The sequence below is a fragment of the Pseudooceanicola marinus genome, from assembly GCF_002786295.1.
Taxonomy (GTDB): Bacteria; Pseudomonadota; Alphaproteobacteria; order Rhodobacterales; family Rhodobacteraceae; genus Pseudooceanicola; species Pseudooceanicola marinus.
Window position 1 is genome coordinate 540324 of sequence record NZ_PGTC01000010.1, and the last position, 18343, is coordinate 558666.

17 protein-coding genes are annotated in these 18343 nt (G+C 68.0%); 12 read left to right on the forward strand and 5 right to left on the reverse strand.

Annotation, left to right across the window (positions count from 1 at the left end; genetic code table 11):
• Positions 1 to 2: 2 nt before the first annotated feature.
• On the reverse strand, positions 3 to 1256 hold the full coding sequence (locus CVM50_RS06735; RefSeq protein WP_085887390.1) for an NAD(P)/FAD-dependent oxidoreductase: 1254 nt from the start codon (positions 1254 to 1256) through the stop codon (positions 3 to 5).
• Positions 1257 to 1354: 98 nt separating this feature from the next.
• Between CVM50_RS06735 and CVM50_RS06740 the strand changes: the two genes are divergently transcribed.
• Complete coding sequence (locus tag CVM50_RS06740; RefSeq protein ID WP_159457052.1) at positions 1355 to 2260, forward strand: LysR family transcriptional regulator; 906 nt, start codon at positions 1355 to 1357, stop codon at positions 2258 to 2260.
• A gap of 14 nt (positions 2261 to 2274) precedes the next feature.
• Here CVM50_RS06740 and CVM50_RS06745 read toward each other — a convergent pair whose 3' ends face one another.
• Positions 2275 to 3039, reverse strand: coding sequence for an IclR family transcriptional regulator (locus CVM50_RS06745; RefSeq protein ID WP_085887388.1), 765 nt, complete (start codon positions 3037 to 3039; stop codon positions 2275 to 2277).
• A gap of 224 nt (positions 3040 to 3263) precedes the next feature.
• On the opposite strand from CVM50_RS06745, the gene CVM50_RS06750 reads away from it, so the two are divergent.
• The 5 genes from CVM50_RS06750 (at position 3264) to CVM50_RS06770 (ending at position 8089) form a co-directional block, all read left to right on the forward strand.
• Positions 3264 to 4274, forward strand: a complete 1011-nt coding sequence (locus CVM50_RS06750) for a TRAP transporter substrate-binding protein (protein ID WP_085887387.1) — start codon at positions 3264 to 3266, stop codon at positions 4272 to 4274.
• Positions 4275 to 4353: 79 nt separating this feature from the next.
• Positions 4354 to 4869: a TRAP transporter small permease gene (locus CVM50_RS06755; RefSeq protein ID WP_085887386.1), complete on the forward strand. Its 516-nt coding sequence runs from the start codon at positions 4354 to 4356 to the stop codon at positions 4867 to 4869.
• Positions 4869 to 6188, forward strand: coding sequence for a TRAP transporter large permease (locus CVM50_RS06760; protein ID WP_085887385.1), 1320 nt, complete (start codon positions 4869 to 4871; stop codon positions 6186 to 6188). The genes CVM50_RS06755 and CVM50_RS06760 overlap by 1 nt, the downstream gene beginning before the upstream one ends.
• Positions 6189 to 6284: 96 nt before the next feature.
• Positions 6285 to 7748: a glutamine synthetase family protein gene (locus CVM50_RS06765; protein ID WP_085887384.1), complete on the forward strand. Its 1464-nt coding sequence runs from the start codon at positions 6285 to 6287 to the stop codon at positions 7746 to 7748.
• Positions 7749 to 7750: 2 nt separating this feature from the next.
• Positions 7751 to 8089 (forward strand): 5-carboxymethyl-2-hydroxymuconate Delta-isomerase, encoded by a 339-nt coding sequence (locus CVM50_RS06770; RefSeq protein ID WP_085887383.1) that lies wholly within the window; start codon positions 7751 to 7753, stop codon positions 8087 to 8089.
• A gap of 84 nt (positions 8090 to 8173) precedes the next feature.
• Here CVM50_RS06770 and CVM50_RS06775 read toward each other — a convergent pair whose 3' ends face one another.
• The 3 genes from CVM50_RS06775 to CVM50_RS06785 form a co-directional block, all read right to left on the reverse strand.
• Complete coding sequence (locus CVM50_RS06775; RefSeq protein ID WP_085887382.1) at positions 8174 to 8662, reverse strand: hypothetical protein; 489 nt, start codon at positions 8660 to 8662, stop codon at positions 8174 to 8176.
• Positions 8659 to 9891 (reverse strand): aromatic ring-hydroxylating dioxygenase subunit alpha, encoded by a 1233-nt coding sequence (locus CVM50_RS06780; RefSeq protein ID WP_085887381.1) that lies wholly within the window; start codon positions 9889 to 9891, stop codon positions 8659 to 8661. Before CVM50_RS06780 ends, CVM50_RS06775 begins: the two co-directional genes overlap by 4 nt.
• 66 nt (positions 9892 to 9957) lie before the next feature.
• On the reverse strand, positions 9958 to 10356 hold the full coding sequence (locus CVM50_RS06785; protein ID WP_085887380.1) for a Rieske 2Fe-2S domain-containing protein: 399 nt from the start codon (positions 10354 to 10356) through the stop codon (positions 9958 to 9960).
• A gap of 248 nt (positions 10357 to 10604) precedes the next feature.
• Here CVM50_RS06785 and CVM50_RS06790 point away from each other — a divergent pair, with 248 nt between their 5' ends.
• The 6 genes from CVM50_RS06790 (at position 10605) to CVM50_RS06815 (ending at position 18258) form a co-directional block, all read left to right on the forward strand.
• Complete coding sequence (locus CVM50_RS06790; RefSeq protein ID WP_085887379.1) at positions 10605 to 11798, forward strand: FAD-dependent oxidoreductase; 1194 nt, start codon at positions 10605 to 10607, stop codon at positions 11796 to 11798.
• Positions 11799 to 11871: 73 nt separating this feature from the next.
• Entirely contained in the window at positions 11872 to 12315 is a 444-nt protein-coding gene (locus tag CVM50_RS06795) for a flavodoxin domain-containing protein (RefSeq protein WP_085887378.1), read from the forward strand.
• A gap of 160 nt (positions 12316 to 12475) precedes the next feature.
• On the forward strand, positions 12476 to 13423 hold the full coding sequence (locus CVM50_RS06800) for a dihydroneopterin aldolase (protein WP_085887377.1): 948 nt from the start codon (positions 12476 to 12478) through the stop codon (positions 13421 to 13423).
• Between the two features lie 29 nt (positions 13424 to 13452).
• The gene (gene folP / locus CVM50_RS06805) at positions 13453 to 14469 is read left to right on the forward strand and encodes a dihydropteroate synthase (protein WP_085887376.1); all 1017 of its coding nucleotides are present in this window, start codon (positions 13453 to 13455) and stop codon (positions 14467 to 14469) included.
• Between the two features lie 628 nt (positions 14470 to 15097).
• Entirely contained in the window at positions 15098 to 17476 is a 2379-nt protein-coding gene (locus CVM50_RS06810) for an ATP-binding protein (protein WP_085887375.1), read from the forward strand.
• A complete protein-coding gene (locus CVM50_RS06815; protein ID WP_232618172.1) occupies positions 17473 to 18258 on the forward strand; it encodes a response regulator transcription factor in 786 nt (261 codons plus the stop codon). Before CVM50_RS06810 ends, CVM50_RS06815 begins: the two co-directional genes overlap by 4 nt.
• Positions 18259 to 18343 lie beyond the last annotated feature (85 nt).

The window sequence follows — 18343 nt, forward strand, 5'->3', positions numbered from 1 at the left end:
GGTCAGCCGCCCAGCAAGGTTCGGAACCGGTCGGGGCGGAAGGGGGTCAGGTCGATCTCCGGCGCGCGGCCCGAGATCAGGTTGGCCAGCTCGCGGCCCGTGGTGGCGCCGCCGCACATGCCCACGTGCCCGTGGCCGAAGCCCAGCCAGGCGTTCTCGACCCGGGCAGGGGCACCGATGACGGGCATGCTGTCGGGCATGCAGGGGCGATGGCCCATCCATTCGGTGTATTTCTCGGTGCGCATCTTCGGGAACATGGTGCCGCCGACCTTCAGAAGGGACCGGGCGCGGTCGTAGTTGGGCGGCGGGGTCAGCCCGGCCAGTTCGACCGTGCCCGCCAGGCGCAGGCCCATGGCCATGGGGTTCACCATGATGTTCTGTTCCACCGCCATCACGTTGCGGTTCAGCGCGACGCCCGGGTTCTCAACCGTGACGTGGTAGCCGCGCTGGCTTTCCAGCGGCACCCGCGTGCCCAGCTGGCGGGCCAGACGGGCGGACCAGGCGCCGGCGGCCACGACGACCCCGTCGACCGGCAACGCCTCTCCGGTGGCAAGTCGGATCGCCTCGACCTGGCTGTCCTTCATGTCGAACCCCCAGGCTTCATGCCGCACATGCTCTGCGCCGTCCTTGATCGCCTGGGCGTAGATCGCCTTCACCAGCGCCGACGGATCGGGGGTGGAGCCATTCTCGGGCGCGTACTGGCCGAAGCCGAAGCTGCCGCGCAGGTCGGGCTCCAGCTCGAACAGGGCATCGCCCTCCAGCTCCTGCATTTCGATGCCCAGGCCGCGGCGCAGGTTGGCGCCCCATGCCCATTTTTTAGCCATTTCGCGGGAGGAGTAGACGTAGAGACAGCCGTTTCGACGGACCATCGACATGGCGCCGGCCCGTTGCAGCAGCGGCGTGTAGGCGTCGAAGACCGGCGCCAGCAGCCCGCGCATGGCGCCCGCGATCCGGGTCACCTCGGCCTCCGACGAATGCCGCAGGAAGCGCATCAGCCAGGGCAGGACCGTGGGCAGATACTGGGTGCGGATGACCAGCGGCCCGTCAGGATCCAGCAGCCATTTCGGCACTTTCTTCCACATTCCGGGCATCGCAACGGGCAGAACGGCAGTCGGAGAGATCGAGCCAGCATTGCCGAAGGAACAGGCCTCACCCGCCTCGCGCGGGTCGACGAAGACCACCTCGTGCCCGTCCCGCTGCAGCCAGCCGGCGGTCGAAACCCCCACGATTCCCGTTCCGATAATTCCGATGCGCATCTGGTTGGCAGCCCCTGGTCGTCCGTGTTCAGGGGATTGTTGAATGTGAGATGTCACAATACAAACAAAATGAATTTGCCAATCCATCAGGAAACCTTATGTCGCTGTCCCTCCGCCAGCTTCGCGCCTTCCTCGCCGTGGCCGAGGCCGAAAGCTTCACCGCCGCTGCCGAACAGCTGAACCTGACGCAATCAGCGGTCAGCATGCTGGTGCGTCAGCTGGAGGCGGACCTGAAGATCCCGCTCTTCACCCGGTCGGGGCGCGGGGCGGAGCTGACCGAGTTCGGCGCCAGCATCCGGCCCACGGCGTCAAGGGTTCTGTCGGATGTGGGCAATATCGCGGATGCGGCGGCGGACCTGCGCTCGCTGCAGCGCGGGCACCTGCGGCTGGCGATCCCGCAGGTTCTGGGGTGCTGCTGGCTGCCCGAGGTTCTGGGCGCCTTCCGAGAGGCCTTCCCGGATGTCGAGGTCAGCGTCTACGAGGCCGCCGGCGACGGGGTGACCGAACTGGTCGAACAGGGCGACGTGGAGATCGGCATCGGCCCCGAGCGGCCCCTGGGCGGCGGCGTGGTGGGGGACGTGCTGTGGCATGTGCCGATGCAACTGGTGGTGCCTGCGGGCACGGATCTGCCGTCGGATCGGGCGCCCTCGGCCCGCGATCTGCGGCGCATGCTGTGGATCAACTATTCCGATGAATTCAGCGGCATGATCAACCGAACCCTTCTGGGTGCGCCGGACACGCCGCGCCCGCAGGACATGCGCGTGCTGGGGTTGATGAGCGCCATGGCGATGATCGGGCGAGGCACCTACGTCACCGTGGCGCCTGCCTATGCGGGTCTGTTCGCCGGGGTCTTCGGGGTGCGCTTCCTGCCGCTGGAAGGCCCGGCCAGCCTGCGCCGGTTCCTCTATTACGTGCGTGCCCGGCACGACCTGTCGCCGGCGGCGGAGATGTTCCTGGACATGGCCCGCCGCGCCGGGCCGCAGGGCGCGCAGCGCGAGGGCTAAAAGGGCAGGTGGCCCTAGCGCAGGGCCTTCGCGATCTCGCCTGCGTGGCGGTGCAGGATCTCGGTCAGGCGGGGGTAGTCGGTGGCGGGGATCTCGCTCATCGGTTCGGAGAAGCCCAGGGCGGCCTCGGCCGCGCCCATGGCGCCCACGGGCACCGCGATGCCGACGGCGCCCGCCTCGAACTCGCCCTCGACCACTGCCGCGCCGCGCGTGCGGATGTCGGCCACCGCCTCGGCGATGCGATCACGGTCGGTCAGGGTCTCGGAAGTGAACCGCTCCAGTTCCGCGGTGGCGATCATCTCCCGCGCCCAGGCGTCTTCGCCCCAGGCCAGCAGCATCCGCCCGATGGCCGTCGGCAGAAGGGGCAGGCGGCTGCCCACGGTGAAGCCGAAGGTGAAACGCGCGTTCTGCTGTGCCGATTGCGCCACGTAGACCGCCGAGGCCCCGTCGCGCATCGCCAGGCTGACACTGTAGCCCAGTTCGCGGGCACAGAGTTCCATCAGCGGCTGCACCTGCCGGCCGAACTGATTGCCGCGCAGGAAGCCTGAACCCAGCACCAGCACCCGCGGCGTCAGGGAATAGCGGTTCTCCTCCTTGCGCACGTAGCCCAGATGGACCAACGTCAGGACCAGACGGCGCACCGCTGCCCGTTCGATCCCGGTAAGCCGGGCAATATCGGCCAGGGACAGCTGGCTGTGTGCCTCGTCGAAGGCCCGCAGCACGGTCATGCCCTTCATGAAGGTTAGCGAGATGTCCTTGGTTGGAATATCCGACTGCACGTTCTCTCACCCTGTCCTTCGGCGCCCATTCGGCGGGCATAAAACTTCGTCCCACCGTATTGCCCACGGAAACCGGCCCCCGCAAGCTCTGTCTGTCTTGACAAGGCAATGGTATATCCACCATGTGGTATATTATCGAACAATCGGAATATGAACGATAGAGTCGAACGATAGACTGGCGCTCCCCAAAGCCAGCGATCAGCCAACACGGAGACCAGAATTCCATGATGAAGACACTTGCCGTTTCCGGCGCCCTTGCCCTCGCCATTACCGCCGGCGCCCAGGCGGAAACCCTGCGCTACGCGCATTTCATGTCCGCCAACAGCTGGCAGAACCAGGTCATCTTCGAAGACTGGGCCGCCGCCGTCGAAGAGGCCGCCGGTGAAGACCTGGACGTCGAGGTCTACCCGGCCCAGACTCTGGGCAAGGCGCCCGCGGGCTACGACAACGCCATGATGGGCATCGCCGACATCGCCTGGACCGTGCAGGGCTACACCGCCGGTCGCTTCCCGCTGAGCCAGATCATGGAGCTGCCGGGTCTGTTCGACACCGGCGCCGTCGGTTCCTGCGCCTTCCAGAAGCTCTATGACAGCGGCGCGCTGGACGCGGAATATGACGAGACCCATGTCCTTTTCGTGCACACCCATGATCCGGGCCACCTGCACACCGCCGACAAGCCGGTCGAGAACCTGGACGACATGCGCGGCCTGAAGCTGCGCCGACCGACCCAGGTCGTCGGCACCCTGCTGGAAAACCTTGGCGCGGAACCCGTGGGCATGCCCGCGCCCAACACCTACGAGGCGCTGCAGCGCGGCGCCATCGACGGCTACATGCTGCCCTGGGAAAGCGTCGAGAGCTTCCGCCTGGATGAGCTGTCGGGCTACCACACCGAGTTCGGCTTCTACGCCCTGGCCTTCGTCGCCACGATGAACAAGGCCAAGTACGAGGGCCTGTCGCCCGAGGCCAAGGCCGCCATCGACGCCAACTCCGGTATGGAGTGGGCCGTGACCGCAGGCCGTGGCTACGACGAGGCCGGCGCCAAGGTCCTGGAAGGGCTGCGCGAAACCTCGACCGTGATCGAACTGTCCGAGGAAGAGCGCGCCAAGTGGAGCGAAGCCGCCCAGGCCGCCTCCGACGCCTATATCGCCGAGCTGGACGGCATGGGCCTGCCGGGCACCGAGACCTATGCCGCCGTGCAGGGCTACGTCAGCGAGTGCGAAGCCGAGCTGAACTGAGCCGCCCCGACGTGACCTTTCGGCGGGCCGCCCCGGGGCGGCCCGTCTGCGCTCAGACCGAAAATCGACGGAACAGCCAATGGTAATAGCGACGGTCCGGCGGGTTGCCCGCGTGATGGAGGGAGGCAGCCTGATCCTGGGCGCGATCTGCCTCTTCTACATGGTCTGCGTGGTGGGGGTGAACGTGCTGGCACGGATCATCTTCGACGCCACCGATACGGCTGTGAACCTGATGATCCCCGGCGCTATCGAACAGGTCTCCTACCTGCTGGGCATCGTGGCCCTGGCGGGGCTGACCGCCTCGATGGCCCATGGCATGATCGCCGTGGACTTCCTCGTCGCCCGCCTGCCCAGCCTGGGCCAGGCGCTGGTGGCGCGGTTCTGGTTCATCGGCATGGTGGCCCTGGCGCTGGTGCTGACCTGGCTCTTCTACGAGGACATGCTGGCGACCTATGCCCGCGGCGAGGACACCCAGGACCTGCGCCTGCCGATGTTCCTGATCTACGGCCTTTATGCGGCGCAAAGCCTGGCCCTGGCCATCGTCGCCCTGCGCGAGGTGCTGACCAGCCATGGCGACCACGGGGAGATGACCTGATGACACCCCTGATGATCGGCTACGCCTGCATCGGCGCCATGTTCGTGATCCTGATCCTCGGCGCGCCCATCGGGCTGGCGATGATCACCGTGGGCTTCGTCGGCTTTTCCGCCATCATCGGCATGACGCCGGCGCTGGCGGTGCTGAAGACGGCGACCTTCGAGACCATCACCAACTATTCCTTCACCCTGATCCCGCTGTTCCTGCTGATGGGCAACCTGATCTCGCGCTCGGGCGTGGCCGCCGACCTGTTCCGCGGCGCGCTGCTGCTGACGCGCGGCTGGTCCGGCGGGCTGGCGGCGGCGGGCATGACCGCCAGCGCCGTCTTTTCCACCGTGTCGGGCTCGTCCCTGGCCACCGCCTCGACCATGACCCGCGTCGCCTACCCGGAGATGAAGGCGCACGGCTACGATCCGCGCCTGGCCACCGGGTCGCTGGCCGCAGGGGGGACGCTGGGCATCCTGATCCCGCCCTCGATCGCGCTGATGCTTTATGCCCTGATCACCGAGCAATCGGTGGGCACGATGTTCCTGGCGGGCATTCTGCCCGGCATCCTGGCCTTTGTGCTCTACATCGTCACCATCCTGATCATGTCGCGGATCTGGTCCCCGGACCCGGAAATTGCCGCGCAGGCCATTGCGTCGGAGGCCGAGGCCGCGGGCCCCGCCCGCCGGTTCGAGACGCTGCGCCTCTTCGCGCCGGCGATCATCCTCTTCGGGTTGGTGATGGGCGGGCTCTACGGCAACTTCTTCACCCCCACCGAGGCCGGCGGCGTCGGCGCCGCGCTGTCGCTGATCTTCGCCCTGTGGCGCCGGGTGCCGCGCGCCGAGCTGGTGGCGGCCTTTGTCGAGACCATCATCACCTGCGGCTCGATCTTCCTCATCCTGATCGGCGCCGAGGTCTTCGGCTTCGTCCTGTCGACTTCGCAGCTGTCGAACGAACTGGTGCGTTTCCTCGACGGAAGTGGCTTTGGCCCCTGGCAGGTGCTGATCGTGATCCTGGTCTTCTACGTGATCCTGGGCTGCTTCATGGAAAGCCTGGCGATGATCCTGCTGACCGTGCCGATCTTCTTCCCCGTCGTCCTGGCCAACGGGTTCGACCCGATCTGGTTCGGCGTCATTGCCGTGGTCACAGTGGAGCTGGGGATGATCACGCCCCCCGTGGGCATGAACCTCTTCATGGTCAAGAGCGCCTCGCGGGACACGAAACTGACCACGATCATGACCGGGGTCATCCCCTTCGTGGTGACCGACGTTATCCGGCTGGGCATCCTCCTGGCCTTCCCGGCGATCTCTCTGCTGCTGACCGGGCGGCTGTGAACCCCGGCGGCGCGCGCTGGCCCCTCCGCGCGCGCCGCCCCAATTCCCCGGCCCGTCGCCCCGGCGGGTCCGCATGTCAGGCAGGAAGGCTTACGCATGACATCTTCATCTCATCATGACCGGATCGCGGCGGGCCGCCTGGCCCGCGAGGGCCTGCTGGACGCGGAGGCCGTGACGGCGGCGGCCGAGCTGCTGGCCCGTGTCGAGGGCAGCGAGATGGAGACGGTGCGCGTCGTCTTCGCCGATCAGCACGGGTTGTTGCGCGGCAAGACGGTGACGGCGGCCAGCCTCGGCTCGATCTTCCGCGCCGGGCTGAACCTGCCCGGGACCCTGCTGCTGAAGGACACCTCGAACCGCACCGTCTTCCCGGTCTGGGAAGGGGCGGCTGAGGGGGTGATGAAGACCATGGCAGGGGCGGGCGACATGCTTCTGGTGCCCGATCCGGCCACCTTCCGCATCCTGCCCTGGGCGCCGCATTCCGCCTGGCTGTTCTGCGATCCCTATACCCGCACCGGCGAGGCGCTGCCCTTCGCGCCACGTCCCGTGCTGCGCCGCGCCGTGGGGGCGCTGGCCGAACGGGGCCTGTCCCTGACCGTGGGGCTGGAGGTGGAGTTTCACGTCTATACCCGTGAGGCCGCGAACCTCGGCCACCAGCAGGCCGGCATGCCCGGCCAGCCGCCGGAGACGGCGCTGCTGGACCAGGGGTATCAGTTCCTCGCGGATGCCAACTACGACCGGCTGGAGCCGATCATGGACCTGCTGCGCCGCCACGCCCAGGCCCTGGGCCTGCCGGTCCGCTCGACCGAGGTGGAGATGGGGCCGAGCCAGTTCGAGTTCACTTTCGATCCGGCCAGCGCGCTGGAGCATGCGGACAACATGATCATGTTCCGCACCATGGTGAAGGAGGTCTGCGCCCGCGAAGGGCTGCATGCCACCTTCATGTGCCGCCCGAAGAAGGAAAACGGCGCCTCCAGCGGTTGGCACCTGCATCAGTCGCTGGTGGACGGCGAGGGGCGCAACGTGCTGATCCCCGAGGCGGAGGGCGCCCTGACGCCCGAGGCCAGCGGCTGGATCGCCGGCCTGCTGAACCATGCCGAGGAAAGCTGCCTGCTGACCACGCCCACGGTGAACGGCTACAAGCGCTATCAGCCCTATCAGCTGGCACCGGATCGCATCGAATGGGGCTACGACAACCGCGGCGCCATGGTGCGCGCGCTGATGGCGCCGGGCGACGGGGCCAGCCGGGTGGAAAACCGCGTGGCGGAACCGGCGGCCAACCCCTACTTCTACTTCGCCTCGCAGATCCTGTCGGGGCTGTCGGGCCTCGACCAGGGCCTGACCGCGCCCGAGCCGGTCGAAAGCCCCTATGACAACGACGCCACCGCCCTGCCGCCCAGCCTGATCGCCGCGATCGAGGCCTTCGAGGCGGGCGACCTGTACCGCCGCGCCCTGGGGCCGGAGTTCGTGGAATACATGTCGGTGCTCAAACGGGCCGAATGGAAACGCTACCTGTCGGTCGTGACCGAATGGGAGCACACCGAGTATTTCGGGATCTTCTGACCATGCCCCACGTCGTCATCGAGTATTTCACCGAAGACCCGCTGGACCGCACCGCCGTCCTGCAAACCGCGCTGGACACGGCCGCCGGCAGCGGCGTGATGAACCGCGCCGACATCAAGGTGCGGCTGGTCCCGTCGGAGGCGATCCTGATGGGGGACGGGCGGTCGTCCTTCCTCCATGTGACGATCTCCATGCTGACGGGCCGCACGGATGAGGCGAAGCTGGCGGTGGCCCAGGCGATGACCGGGGCGCTGCGCGATCTCTGCCCGCAGATCGGCGCGATCAGCACCGACATCCGCGACATGAACCCGGCCTGCTACAAGAAATCCCTCGCAGAGTGATCCCGGCGCAGGGAACGTGAAAAAGGCGGAGCCATGGCTCCGCCTTCTCGCGTTTTTGCCGGTCCGGGTCAGGCGCTGTCCGGGTCAGGCGCTGAAGGGGCGGAACCCGGCGGCGTCGCCCATCAGGCGGGGCAAGTCGGCCAGCACCTCCGCCGCGGCGAGGGGGCGGGCAATGGGACGCGACGACAGGCCGAACCCGGTGAAATAGGCGGGCTCGCCCAGGCGGATGTCGGCGGGCAGGGCGGTGTTTGCGCGGACATCCAGCCAACGCCACTCGCCCGTGCCCAGCAGGGAGACCTCTGCGGCCTCGCCTTCGGGGCGCGTCACCGTCAGGACCATGGTGTCGATCAGACCGGCATAGCCGTCGCGCAGGTGCAGTGGCACCGGCGCATCCGGGGCAAGGCCGTCGATTTCCATCACGGGGGCATGGCACAGCAGCATCCAGGCCCAGCTGAGGTCGTGGCGCGCCATCATCTGGCGCACTGACTCCTTCAGGGTGAAATAGCCGTCCAGAATGTCGTGGAACGGCTGCGCATGATCCCCGGCGTGCCCCCCGTTTTCGGGCAGGATCATACCGTCGCGTCCCAGGGCGCAGCCTGGCGGCGCTCCATGTCGGCGGCCATGCTTGCGCCCAGCCAGTCGTCGCTGTCGGCGATGGCGTCGTTGGACAGCGGCCCCATGATCTGCGGCGTGGTCTGCATGTCCTGCATCGGCAACCGGTCCAGCTTGCCCGTCTGCACGGCCTTGATCGCCTTGCGCAGCAGAAGGCGGTACCGGATGATCGCCGCATCGCCCCGGCCCAGGTGTTCGCGGGTCCGGTCCTGGATCGCGCCCATGCTTTCCACCGCCCATTGGTCATGCACGTTGATGTCCATGCCCATGCCCGTGTAGGTTAGCGATTTCTGCTCTTCTGGGTCGTAGTGGTAGTTGTTCGAGGCGTTCTTCAGCGGCGCGTAATCGGGCAGGCTGTGTTCCTTCAGGCGCTGCTCGCGCATCAGCTCCTTGTTCACCGGTTTGTCGAAGCTGGTGAACATCGTGAACCAGTAGCAGTTCTCGTCGTCGACGGGCACGTGCCACTGGGTGATGATCATCTCGCGCGACATCGGGATGCAGATGGCCGAGGGGAAGATCTGGTTGGTGACCCGCACGTGGGTCAGCCCGCCCTTCATGTGGCGCAGCGAGGTGATCTTCAGGCCGAAGGGGGTCTCGTCCACCTCGATGTCCGGGCGGGGATACTCGCGCAGCACCTGGGTGATCGGCATGTCGGTATTCGCGGCCTTGTCGCGGAACTGCTTGCCGTAGCCGTCGCTGGGGTCCTCGTCCTGCAGGAAGCGGTGCAGGAAGGAGGCATGGCTGGGGTCGATGCCGATCTCCAGCGCCTGCAGCCAGTTGCATTCCCACAGGCCCTTGAAGGCGAAGACATGGCTTTCGGGGGCGCGGAAACAGTCGAAGTTTGGGAAGGCCGGCGCCTCACCCTCGCCCATGAAGGCAAAGCAGATGCCGTTCTTCTCGACCACCGGGTAGACGGGGCCGCCCTCGACCAGGCGGATCTCCTCGCGCGCGGGGTGATGGGTGGGGGCCTCGTCGGCGCTGGCCTCGCGGGTGGCCAGGATCAGGTCTCCGGCCTCGTCCCTCATCATGACCAGGCGTTCGCCCAGCAGGTTCACGGGCAGCATGGGATCGTTGGCGCCGGCCAGCTCATCGGTCAGGGCGGCCGGCTGCCAGTACTGGCGATGCACGGCGCCGGCGGGGGTGTCCGGGCCGATGCGGGTGATCTGGTCGTTCAGCTTCTGGGTAATCATGTGGGGCTCCTTTGCGGGAACGCGTGGGGAAGATGTGGGGCGCGCGGCGCCAGAGGGAAGGGGGGCTCAGGCGTCGAAGGCGGGGGGGGTGCCCTCACCGGACCAGGCGAAGATCTCTCCGTTCCGTTCGACCACGGTGAAGCTGGGCAGCTTGATCGCCTTGTACATGGTGGAATCCACAGGCTCGGCAGGCTGTTCGGTGCATTGGCCCGACCGGTCGAAATGCCAGCCGTGGAAGGGGCAGCGGATGCCGTTGTTCTCATGCCGGCCAAAGCAGAGGTCGGCGCCACGGTGCGGGCAGTAGCGGCCGATCAGGCCCAGCTCGCCTTCCTCGTCGCGGAACAGCACCAGTTTCTGGCCGAAGGCCGTCACCGGGGTCACCGGTCGCGGGCCGGCCAGGGCGTCTGTGCTGGCGATCTTTACCCAGGTCGACGGGACGGTCTCGGGTTGGGTCGCTTGGCTCATGTCTCTACTATCCTCTGGGGCGCCCGGACCGGCATCTGCCGCCTCTTCGGGCATTTAATCTGGGCGATAATCGACCACTTGGGCTTTATTCAAACTTCTCATTGATTTTGGATCCGGTCAATGCCAATGATCGAGCCAACGCAGCACGGCGACTGTCTGCCAGTGAAACGCCCCTGAAATCGCCCCATGCCGATCAAAAAGGCATCAGTGCCGGGCAGGCGGGGCGGCAAGGATGTAACGAGGATCGCATGAGCGCCAAGATCGCAATTGTCGGTGGCGGGCCTTCGGGGTGCTACACCGCCCAGGCCCTTCTGAAACGCGCCCCCGATCTGGAGGTGGACGTGATAGATGCCCTGCCCGTGCCCTACGGGCTGGTGCGCTATGGCGTGGCCGCCGACCATCAGGGGACCAAGGGCGTGGCGCGGCAGTTCGCGCGCCTCTTCACCCGGCAGAAGGCGCAGTTCTTCGGCAATCTGCGGGTGGGCGAGGACGTCTCCCTCGACGAGTTGCGCGCGGCCTATGACGCGGTCGTCCTGGCCACGGGCCTCTCGGCGGACCGCCCGTTGGGCATGCCGGGCGAGGATCTGCCGGGCGTCATCGGCGCGGGCGCTCTGACCCGCGCGCTGTACGAACATCCCGACGCCACCGACCTGCCGCATCTGGGCGCCACGCCGGTGGTCATCGGTACCGGGAACGTGGCCATCGACGTGCTGCGCCTGCTGGCCAAGACCCCGGCGGAGCTGCACGGCAGTGACCTCGGCGCCGGACCCAGCGACTGGCTGGCCGCCCAGGGGATCGAGCGGATCACCGTGATCGGCCGTTCGCCCGCGGCCGCCGCCCGTTTCTCGCCGGTTATGGTGAAGGAGCTGGGAGAGCTGTCGCGCGCCGAGATCCAGGTGCGCCACCCGGCGCCCGAGGCCGAAGACGCGCTGAACCTGGCTGCCGCGGCCTCCTCCGGCCCGCTGCCGATCGAGTTCCGCTTCGAGACCCGGCCCCTGGCGCTGGAGGCCACCGAGAGCGGGCTGCGCCTGACGGTCGAGACCCCCGAGGGCGAGGATCGGATCGACGCCAGTTCCGTCATCTCGGCCATCGGATTCACCTGCGACGGGCGGCTGGATCGCGCCGGGCTTCTGGCCGAGGCGGAGGCGGGCGCAGCCTCGCGCCTTTACGCTGCCGGCTGGTTCCGGGGCGGCCCCACGGGCGCCATCCCGCAGTGCCGCGAAGAGGGACAGGCCCTGGCCGCGCGAATCCTGGAGGAGATCTCCCCCGATCCCGCCCGCCCGGGCCGCGGGCTTTTCGCCGGTCGCGCGGGCGTTGTCGATTTCGATCACTGGCAGCAGATCGACGCGCAGGAACTGGCCGCCGCCCCCGAGGATCGCTGCCGCCGCAAGTTCGCCCGCCGCGAAGACCTTTTGCGTCCCGCTCTTTCTCAGGACGAGTGATTTCAGGTCCTTCCCGAGGACCCCAGTCTCAAGCCCCCAAATGCAGGCCCCCAGTCTCAGGACCCATGACCCCATGAAGATCGCCATCTACTACGGAACCGAAACCGGCAACGCCGAGATGCTGGCCGAGGATATCGCCACAGAGCTGGAGGACGCGCACGAGACCTCCGTCGCCGACCTGGCCGAGACCGCGCCCGAGGCGCTGAAGGCGGCGGAGCTGAATGTGATCGTCTGTTCCTCCTACGACGACGGCGATTTCCCCGCCTCCGCCAAGCCCTTCGTGGAAAAGCTGAATGACGAGAGTCCCGACTTGTCGGGCGTCCGCTTCGCCGTCTTCGGGCTGGGCGACAGCGAGTACGAGGCGACCTACGGTTTCGGCTCGATGAAGCTGGCGGATCTGCTGGTCGCGTGCGGCGCCACCACCCTGGGCGAACGGATTGTCCATGACGCCGCCGGTGATGACCTGCCCGAGGATCTGGCGCTGCCCTGGCTGGCCGGGATCCTCGAAACCGCCTGACGTTGTAACCGGGGTCCTCGTGCGCCCCCTTGTTGCCCCGTCCCTCACGTTGCCCCGGCCCCATGCCGCCCCGTGGCCGCGCGGCGCCGCTTTCGCGCGGCCCGTGCTTTGCCTTTCGGGGCAAGCTCTGACATGAAGGCGACAAATGCGAGGGGGCGTCATGTCAGATCAGATCACCCAGGCCTTCGGCCATCCGCTGGAACGGTCCAAGGCCATGTCGGGCGACACGCCCGCCGACCGCATCTCCCTGCGGGACTACCTGACCGAGGTGGAAATCGGCGCGTTCCAGCAAGAGCGGGGCCGGATGCAGCGCCTGCGTTTCAACATCGTCGTCGAGGTGCGCCAGCAGGCGGCCCCGGTCGATGATGATGTCGACCGCATCCTGTCCTACGATACGATCACCGAGGCCATCGAGGCCGAACTGGCGGCCGAACGCCTGAACCTGCTGGAAACGCTGGCCGAACGCATCACCGCCCGCATCCTGGCCGAATCCCAGGCGCAGCGCGTCTTCACCCGGATCGAGAAGCTCGACCGAGGCCCCGGTGCCCTGGGGGTGGAGATCATGCGCGCCGAAGGCGACGTGGCCCCGGTGGCGGATGCCGCCGCGGGCGAGGGCACGCCGGTGCCGCTGGTCGTCTTCCTGTCGGAAGAGGCCACGCGCTCGGATCGGCTGTCCGGCTGGCTGGATCAACTGGAGGCCGACCCGCGCCCCGTCATCCTGGCCTGTGGCCCGGGCCGGTGGGATCGCCCCCTGTCGACCTCGCCCCAGGCCCAGCGACGCATCGACCTGCTGGCGATCGAACAGGCCGCCTGGGTGCTGGCCGCGCGCGACCGGCGCTGTGTCGTGGTGAACTCGCGCACGGAACTCGACTGGGCGATGAAGCATGACCAGATCAGCCTCTGGGCGCCGTCGAAGATCGTTCTGGACGCCGCCGGTGACCGGCCCGATGCCGTGGGTGACGGCACGGGCCTGGTGCTGTGGTTCGCCGAGCTGATGGGCGCCTCGGATGTGCTGTTCGTCGGCGCGCCCCAGCCGCAGCCCGGGGACGCGGGGGAGGGGCCACGTCTGGCCGCCTGCGCCGCCAATGGCCCGCTGACCCTGACCTGATCCCCGCAACCGCCGACCGGAGGTCCGCCATGACCCAGCTCTACTATCGCCCGCTCGTGCAATCCGGCCCCCGTCCCGAGGGGGCGCTGCCGCTGACCGGCGGGCCGCTGTGGTTCGACCGGGTGGAGGTGCTGTCGCGCGACGGCGCGCGCTTTGCCCCGGTCACCGATCTGCCCGAGGACTGGCAGCGCCGCCTCTGTCGCCCGCGCCCGGCGCTGGCCGGGCTGTCCATGGACGTGCCGCGCGTCATGGGGATCCTCAACGTGACGCCCGACAGCTTTTCCGACGGCGGAGCCCATGACGCGCCCGAGGCCGCCCAGGCCCATGTCCGGGCGATGATCGCGGCGGGCGCCGACATGATCGACGTGGGCGGCGAATCCACCCGTCCCGGCGCTGCCGAGGTGGCCGTGGCCGATGAGATCGCCCGCACCGCCCCGGTGATCGAGGCCATCGCCCCGCTGGGCTGCCCGGTCTCCATCGACACCCGCAAGGCGGAGGTGGGCCGCGCGGCAGCGCAGGCGGGCGCCGCATTGATCAACGACGTTTCTGGCTTTGCCCATGACCCGGCGCTGGCGGATGTGGCCGCGACCTTCGGGCTGCCGGTCTGCGTCATGCATATGCGCGCCACGCCTGCCGACATGCATGTTGATCCTCACTACGATAATGCCCTGCTGGAGGTCTACGACGAGCTGGCCGCGCGCATCGACGCGGTGGAGGCGGCAGGCATTCCGCGCGCGCGCATCCTCGCGGATCCCGGTATCGGGTTCGCCAAGACCGCCCAGCACAATATCGAGATCCTGAACCGGCTGTCGCTGTTCCACGGGCTGGGCTGTCCGATCCTGCTGGGGGTCTCGCGCAAGCGTTTCATCGGCACCATCGGCGGTGCGGCGCAGGCCCGCGACCGCGCGCCCGGGTCCATCGCCGTGGCGCTGGCGGGGCTGGCCCAGGGAGTGCAGATGCTGCGCGTCCACGACGTGGCCGAGACGGTGCAGGCGGTGCGCCTGTGGCAGGCGGTTCAGACCGGGCAGATCGCGTCACAAGGATAACCCGGCTGCCGCACCGCCCAGCCCGCGACTGCGGTGCCGCAAGAAAGGTAATCGGCCCCGAGCGCGGAACGCACGGGGCCGGGACGCCGGATTGCACCGGGTAGGATTGAAAAGGTCTAGGTCATGCAATGCGCGACCGGCAAGGCCGGCCGGATGTTTTGTAGCTGCGCGGCGGGGGAGGCCACGTGGCGAGGATTTTGCCGTAGTGGTGGAAACCGACGCTCGGTACGGGACAGTCCGAGCGCCGGCCAACCGAGGTTGGCACCGGTCCTTGCGGGCGGCGCCACCACAACGTTTGCCCGGCCATAATGGGGATAACGGCCGACAGGGGCATGTCGTCATCGACGACACCCAATGCCTACCCCGCCCGGCGGGGAAGGTGAAATCCGTATCGTTACCTAGGCAGTATTGCCTATTCTCAAACCGGCCCTCCGGATGGCATGAGGATCACGCGCGCGCGGGACCGGGCGCATCGCGGGCAAGACGCCAGCAATGTTGCGACAGGCGCCTGTCCCGGCGCCGCCGCATATGGCCGCGCCGACGCGCCGTGGTACTCTGCGGGCGATCCGGCGGCGGCACGCGCAGGCGACGGGGCGGACGGGAACCGGAACTTGGGCGGGACGGACACGTGAAGAAGACATTGGGCGCACCTCTCTTCCTGGGGCTGGCGGGGCTTCAGCTCCTCGCGGTGCTGGCCATCGTGTTTTCCTCCTACATCACCTCCGAAGGGGTGCTGATGTTCCACGCCCGCAACTTGCTGCGTAATGTCGGGCTGAACACGATGGAGCATTCGCGCGGCTTCCTCAAACCGGCGCACGACGCGGCCGAGCTGGCGGTGCGCCTGGCGCAGAACCGCATCGTGGCCAGCGACGATCCCGACCGGCTGGAACAGCTGCTGTTCCAGCAGTTGCAACTGACCACCCAGGCCTCGGGCATGTATTTTGGCGCCGCCGACGGCAGCTTCGTCTTCGTCATGCGCGATCCGGGCACGGAACTCTTTCGGACGAAGTTCATCACCTACGACGACAGCGGCAACCGCGAAACCCGGCTGATCTGGCGCACGGAGGACTTCAATCCCGTGCGCGAGGTGAAGGATCCGACCGACACCTATGATCCGCGCAACCGGAGCTGGTTCACGGGCGCGTCCGAGACCGGCGGGATGACCTGGGCCGACCCCTACATCTTCTTTTCCTCCCGCCAGCCCGGCATCACCCTGGCCGCGCCCGTCTTCAGCGAGGCGGACAGTGTCGGTGGCGTCATCGGCGTGGACATCGAGATCGACGAGATCTCGGACTTCCTGATGCGGCTGAAGATCGGGCGCTCGGGCCGGGCAGTGATCATCAACCGCAACGGCGACGTGATCGCGGGGCAGGCCCCCGACCTACTGAAGACCACCGCGGCCGACGGCAGTCTGCGTTTCGTCAAGATCGACGAGTTTGGCGACCCGATCGCGCGGCAGGCCTTCGCGCCGCTCTTCGCCGGGGGCACGGGGGATGTGACCGAGGAGGTCACGACGACCTTTACCCACGACGGAAGGCGTTTCGTTGCGCTGGCCATGCCTATCCTCTCGGAGGCGCTGCCCTGGACCATCGGCGTCTATGCCCCCGAGGACGACTTCATCGCCGAGATCAAGCAGAACCGCCTGATCAACATCTGGATCGCCGTGGCGGTGGCCGCCGTGACCGGGGGGATCGGCCTGGCGCTGGCCAACTCGATCCACCGCCCCGTGCGCGCCTTCGCCGTGCGGTCCGCCCTGATCAACCAGGGCGAGGTTGACCCGGACGAGCCCGCGCCGCGCACCTACCGTGAGCTGGAAGCGGTCAATGACGCGCTGATGACCCAGATCGCCGCCCGGCGCCGCGCCGAGCGCGAATACGGGCTGACCTTCGAGATGTCCTCGCGCGGGATGGCGCAGATCGAACCGGGCACCGGGCGCTTCATCCGGGTCAACAATCGCCTGTGCGACATCACCGGCTACGACGCCGGCCAGCTGACCTCGAAGACCCTGTCGGAGCTCGTCCTGCCCTCGGATCGCAACGCGCTGCCGCGGGACGAGGCCATGGCGGAAAGCGATTTCTCCACCAACCAGGAGCTGCGCCTGCGCCGCGCCGACGGCGTGGTGATCTGGGTGCGGCTGAACGCGATCATGATCCGCGACGGGTCCGGCGCCGCGCTGCATGCGGTGATGACGCTGGAGGACGTGACCCTGGCGCATGAGAAGGAAAGCGAGATCGTCGAGCTGAACCGCGAGATGACGCTGCTGGCGCGGGACAACACCATGGGACAGCTGGCCGCCGGCCTGGCGCATGAGCTGAACCAGCCGCTGGCGGTCATCGCGCAGAACGCGGGCACCGCGCTTTACATGCTGCAGAAACAGCCCGGTGTGGCGCCGGAGCTGGTCGAGGCGATGTTCGAGGTCGAGGGCCAGGCCCTGCGCGCCGGCGAGATCATCAACGCCCTGCGCGGCTTGATCCACAATGATGGCAGCGCCTCGGCGCCCTTCGCGCTTGGCCCGCTTCTGGATCAGGTCCAGCGGCTGGTGCAGCACGAGGCGGGGGAGGCCGGGGTGCGCCTGATCGCGCAGGATGCCGCCGGCATCGAGGTGCGCGCGCACAGGGTGCAGATCGCCCAGGTGCTGGTGAACCTGCTGACCAACGCGATTGAGGCCTTCGCCCAGGCCGATCCCGCCACTCTGCCCCTGCCGAACGACCGCCAGGTGCGCATCACCCTGGCGGGGGGGGCGGGCCAGCTGACCCTGGGCGTGGTCGACAACGGGCCGGGCGTCGGGCAGGGGGTGCAGCTGTTCACCCAGTTCGAGACGACGAAACCCGACGGCCTGGGCCTGGGGCTGTCGATCTGCCGTTCCATCGTGCGGGCCAATGGCGGCAAGCTCTGGCATGAACCCGTGCCGGATGGCGGTGCGGCCTTCTACCTGACACTGCCGCTGGCCGAGGCCGCTGGCACCGACGGCGACGACGCCGAGACCACAAAGGAGAGCCCAGAATGATGCGGCGAACGCCAATCGGGGTGCCGAACCCCCGCCTGCTCTCCCCGGCCGGGACGCGCCAGCCGGGCAACGGGCACTGCACCTCTGCAAGTGGGGGCGATGCCGCCGCCGCCGACAATGGGCGGGAGGAGGCCGATTTCACTGTCTACCTCGTGGACGATGACCCGGATGTCCGCCGGGCGCTGTCGCGGGCGATTTCGACCCGCGGTCTGGCGGTCAGCACTTTTGACCGCGCCGAGGCCTTCCTGCAGGCTTTCGATCCCGCGCGCCCGGGCTGCCTGATCCTGGATTACGGGCTGCCCGGCATGTCGGGGCTCGACCTGCAGGCGCAGGTGGTCGATCAGGGACACCCCCTGCCGATCATCTTCATCACCGGCCATGGCGGCGTGGGCGAGGCGGTGCAGGCGATCCGCGGCGGGGCCATCGACTTTCTCGAAAAGCCCTTCCGTCAGGACCGTCTGATCGAACGGATTCAGGCCGCCCGCGGGGTCGCGGCCGAGATGGCTGCGGCCCGAGCCCAGCAATCCGAACTGACCGCGCGCCTGCGCCGCCTGACCCCCCGCGAGGCGGAGATCGTGCGGCACATGCTCGACACGCCGGCCGAGATCTCCTCGAAGGAAGTCGGCCGGCATCTCGACATCTCGCCGCGCACCGTGGACCACCACCGCGCCCGGATCCTGGAAAAACTGGAAGTCGCCTCGGTGATCGAGATCTTCGGCCTGGTGGCGGAACTGCCCCGCGACATGGTTGGCGACTTGCTGAGCAGCCTGATCGCGGAGTGAGTTGCCCGGCAGGGGCGGCCTGTCTCCCGGTGCCTCCGGCGAACGCCAGGGCACCAAAGGAAAAGGCCCCGCATCTGCGGGGCCT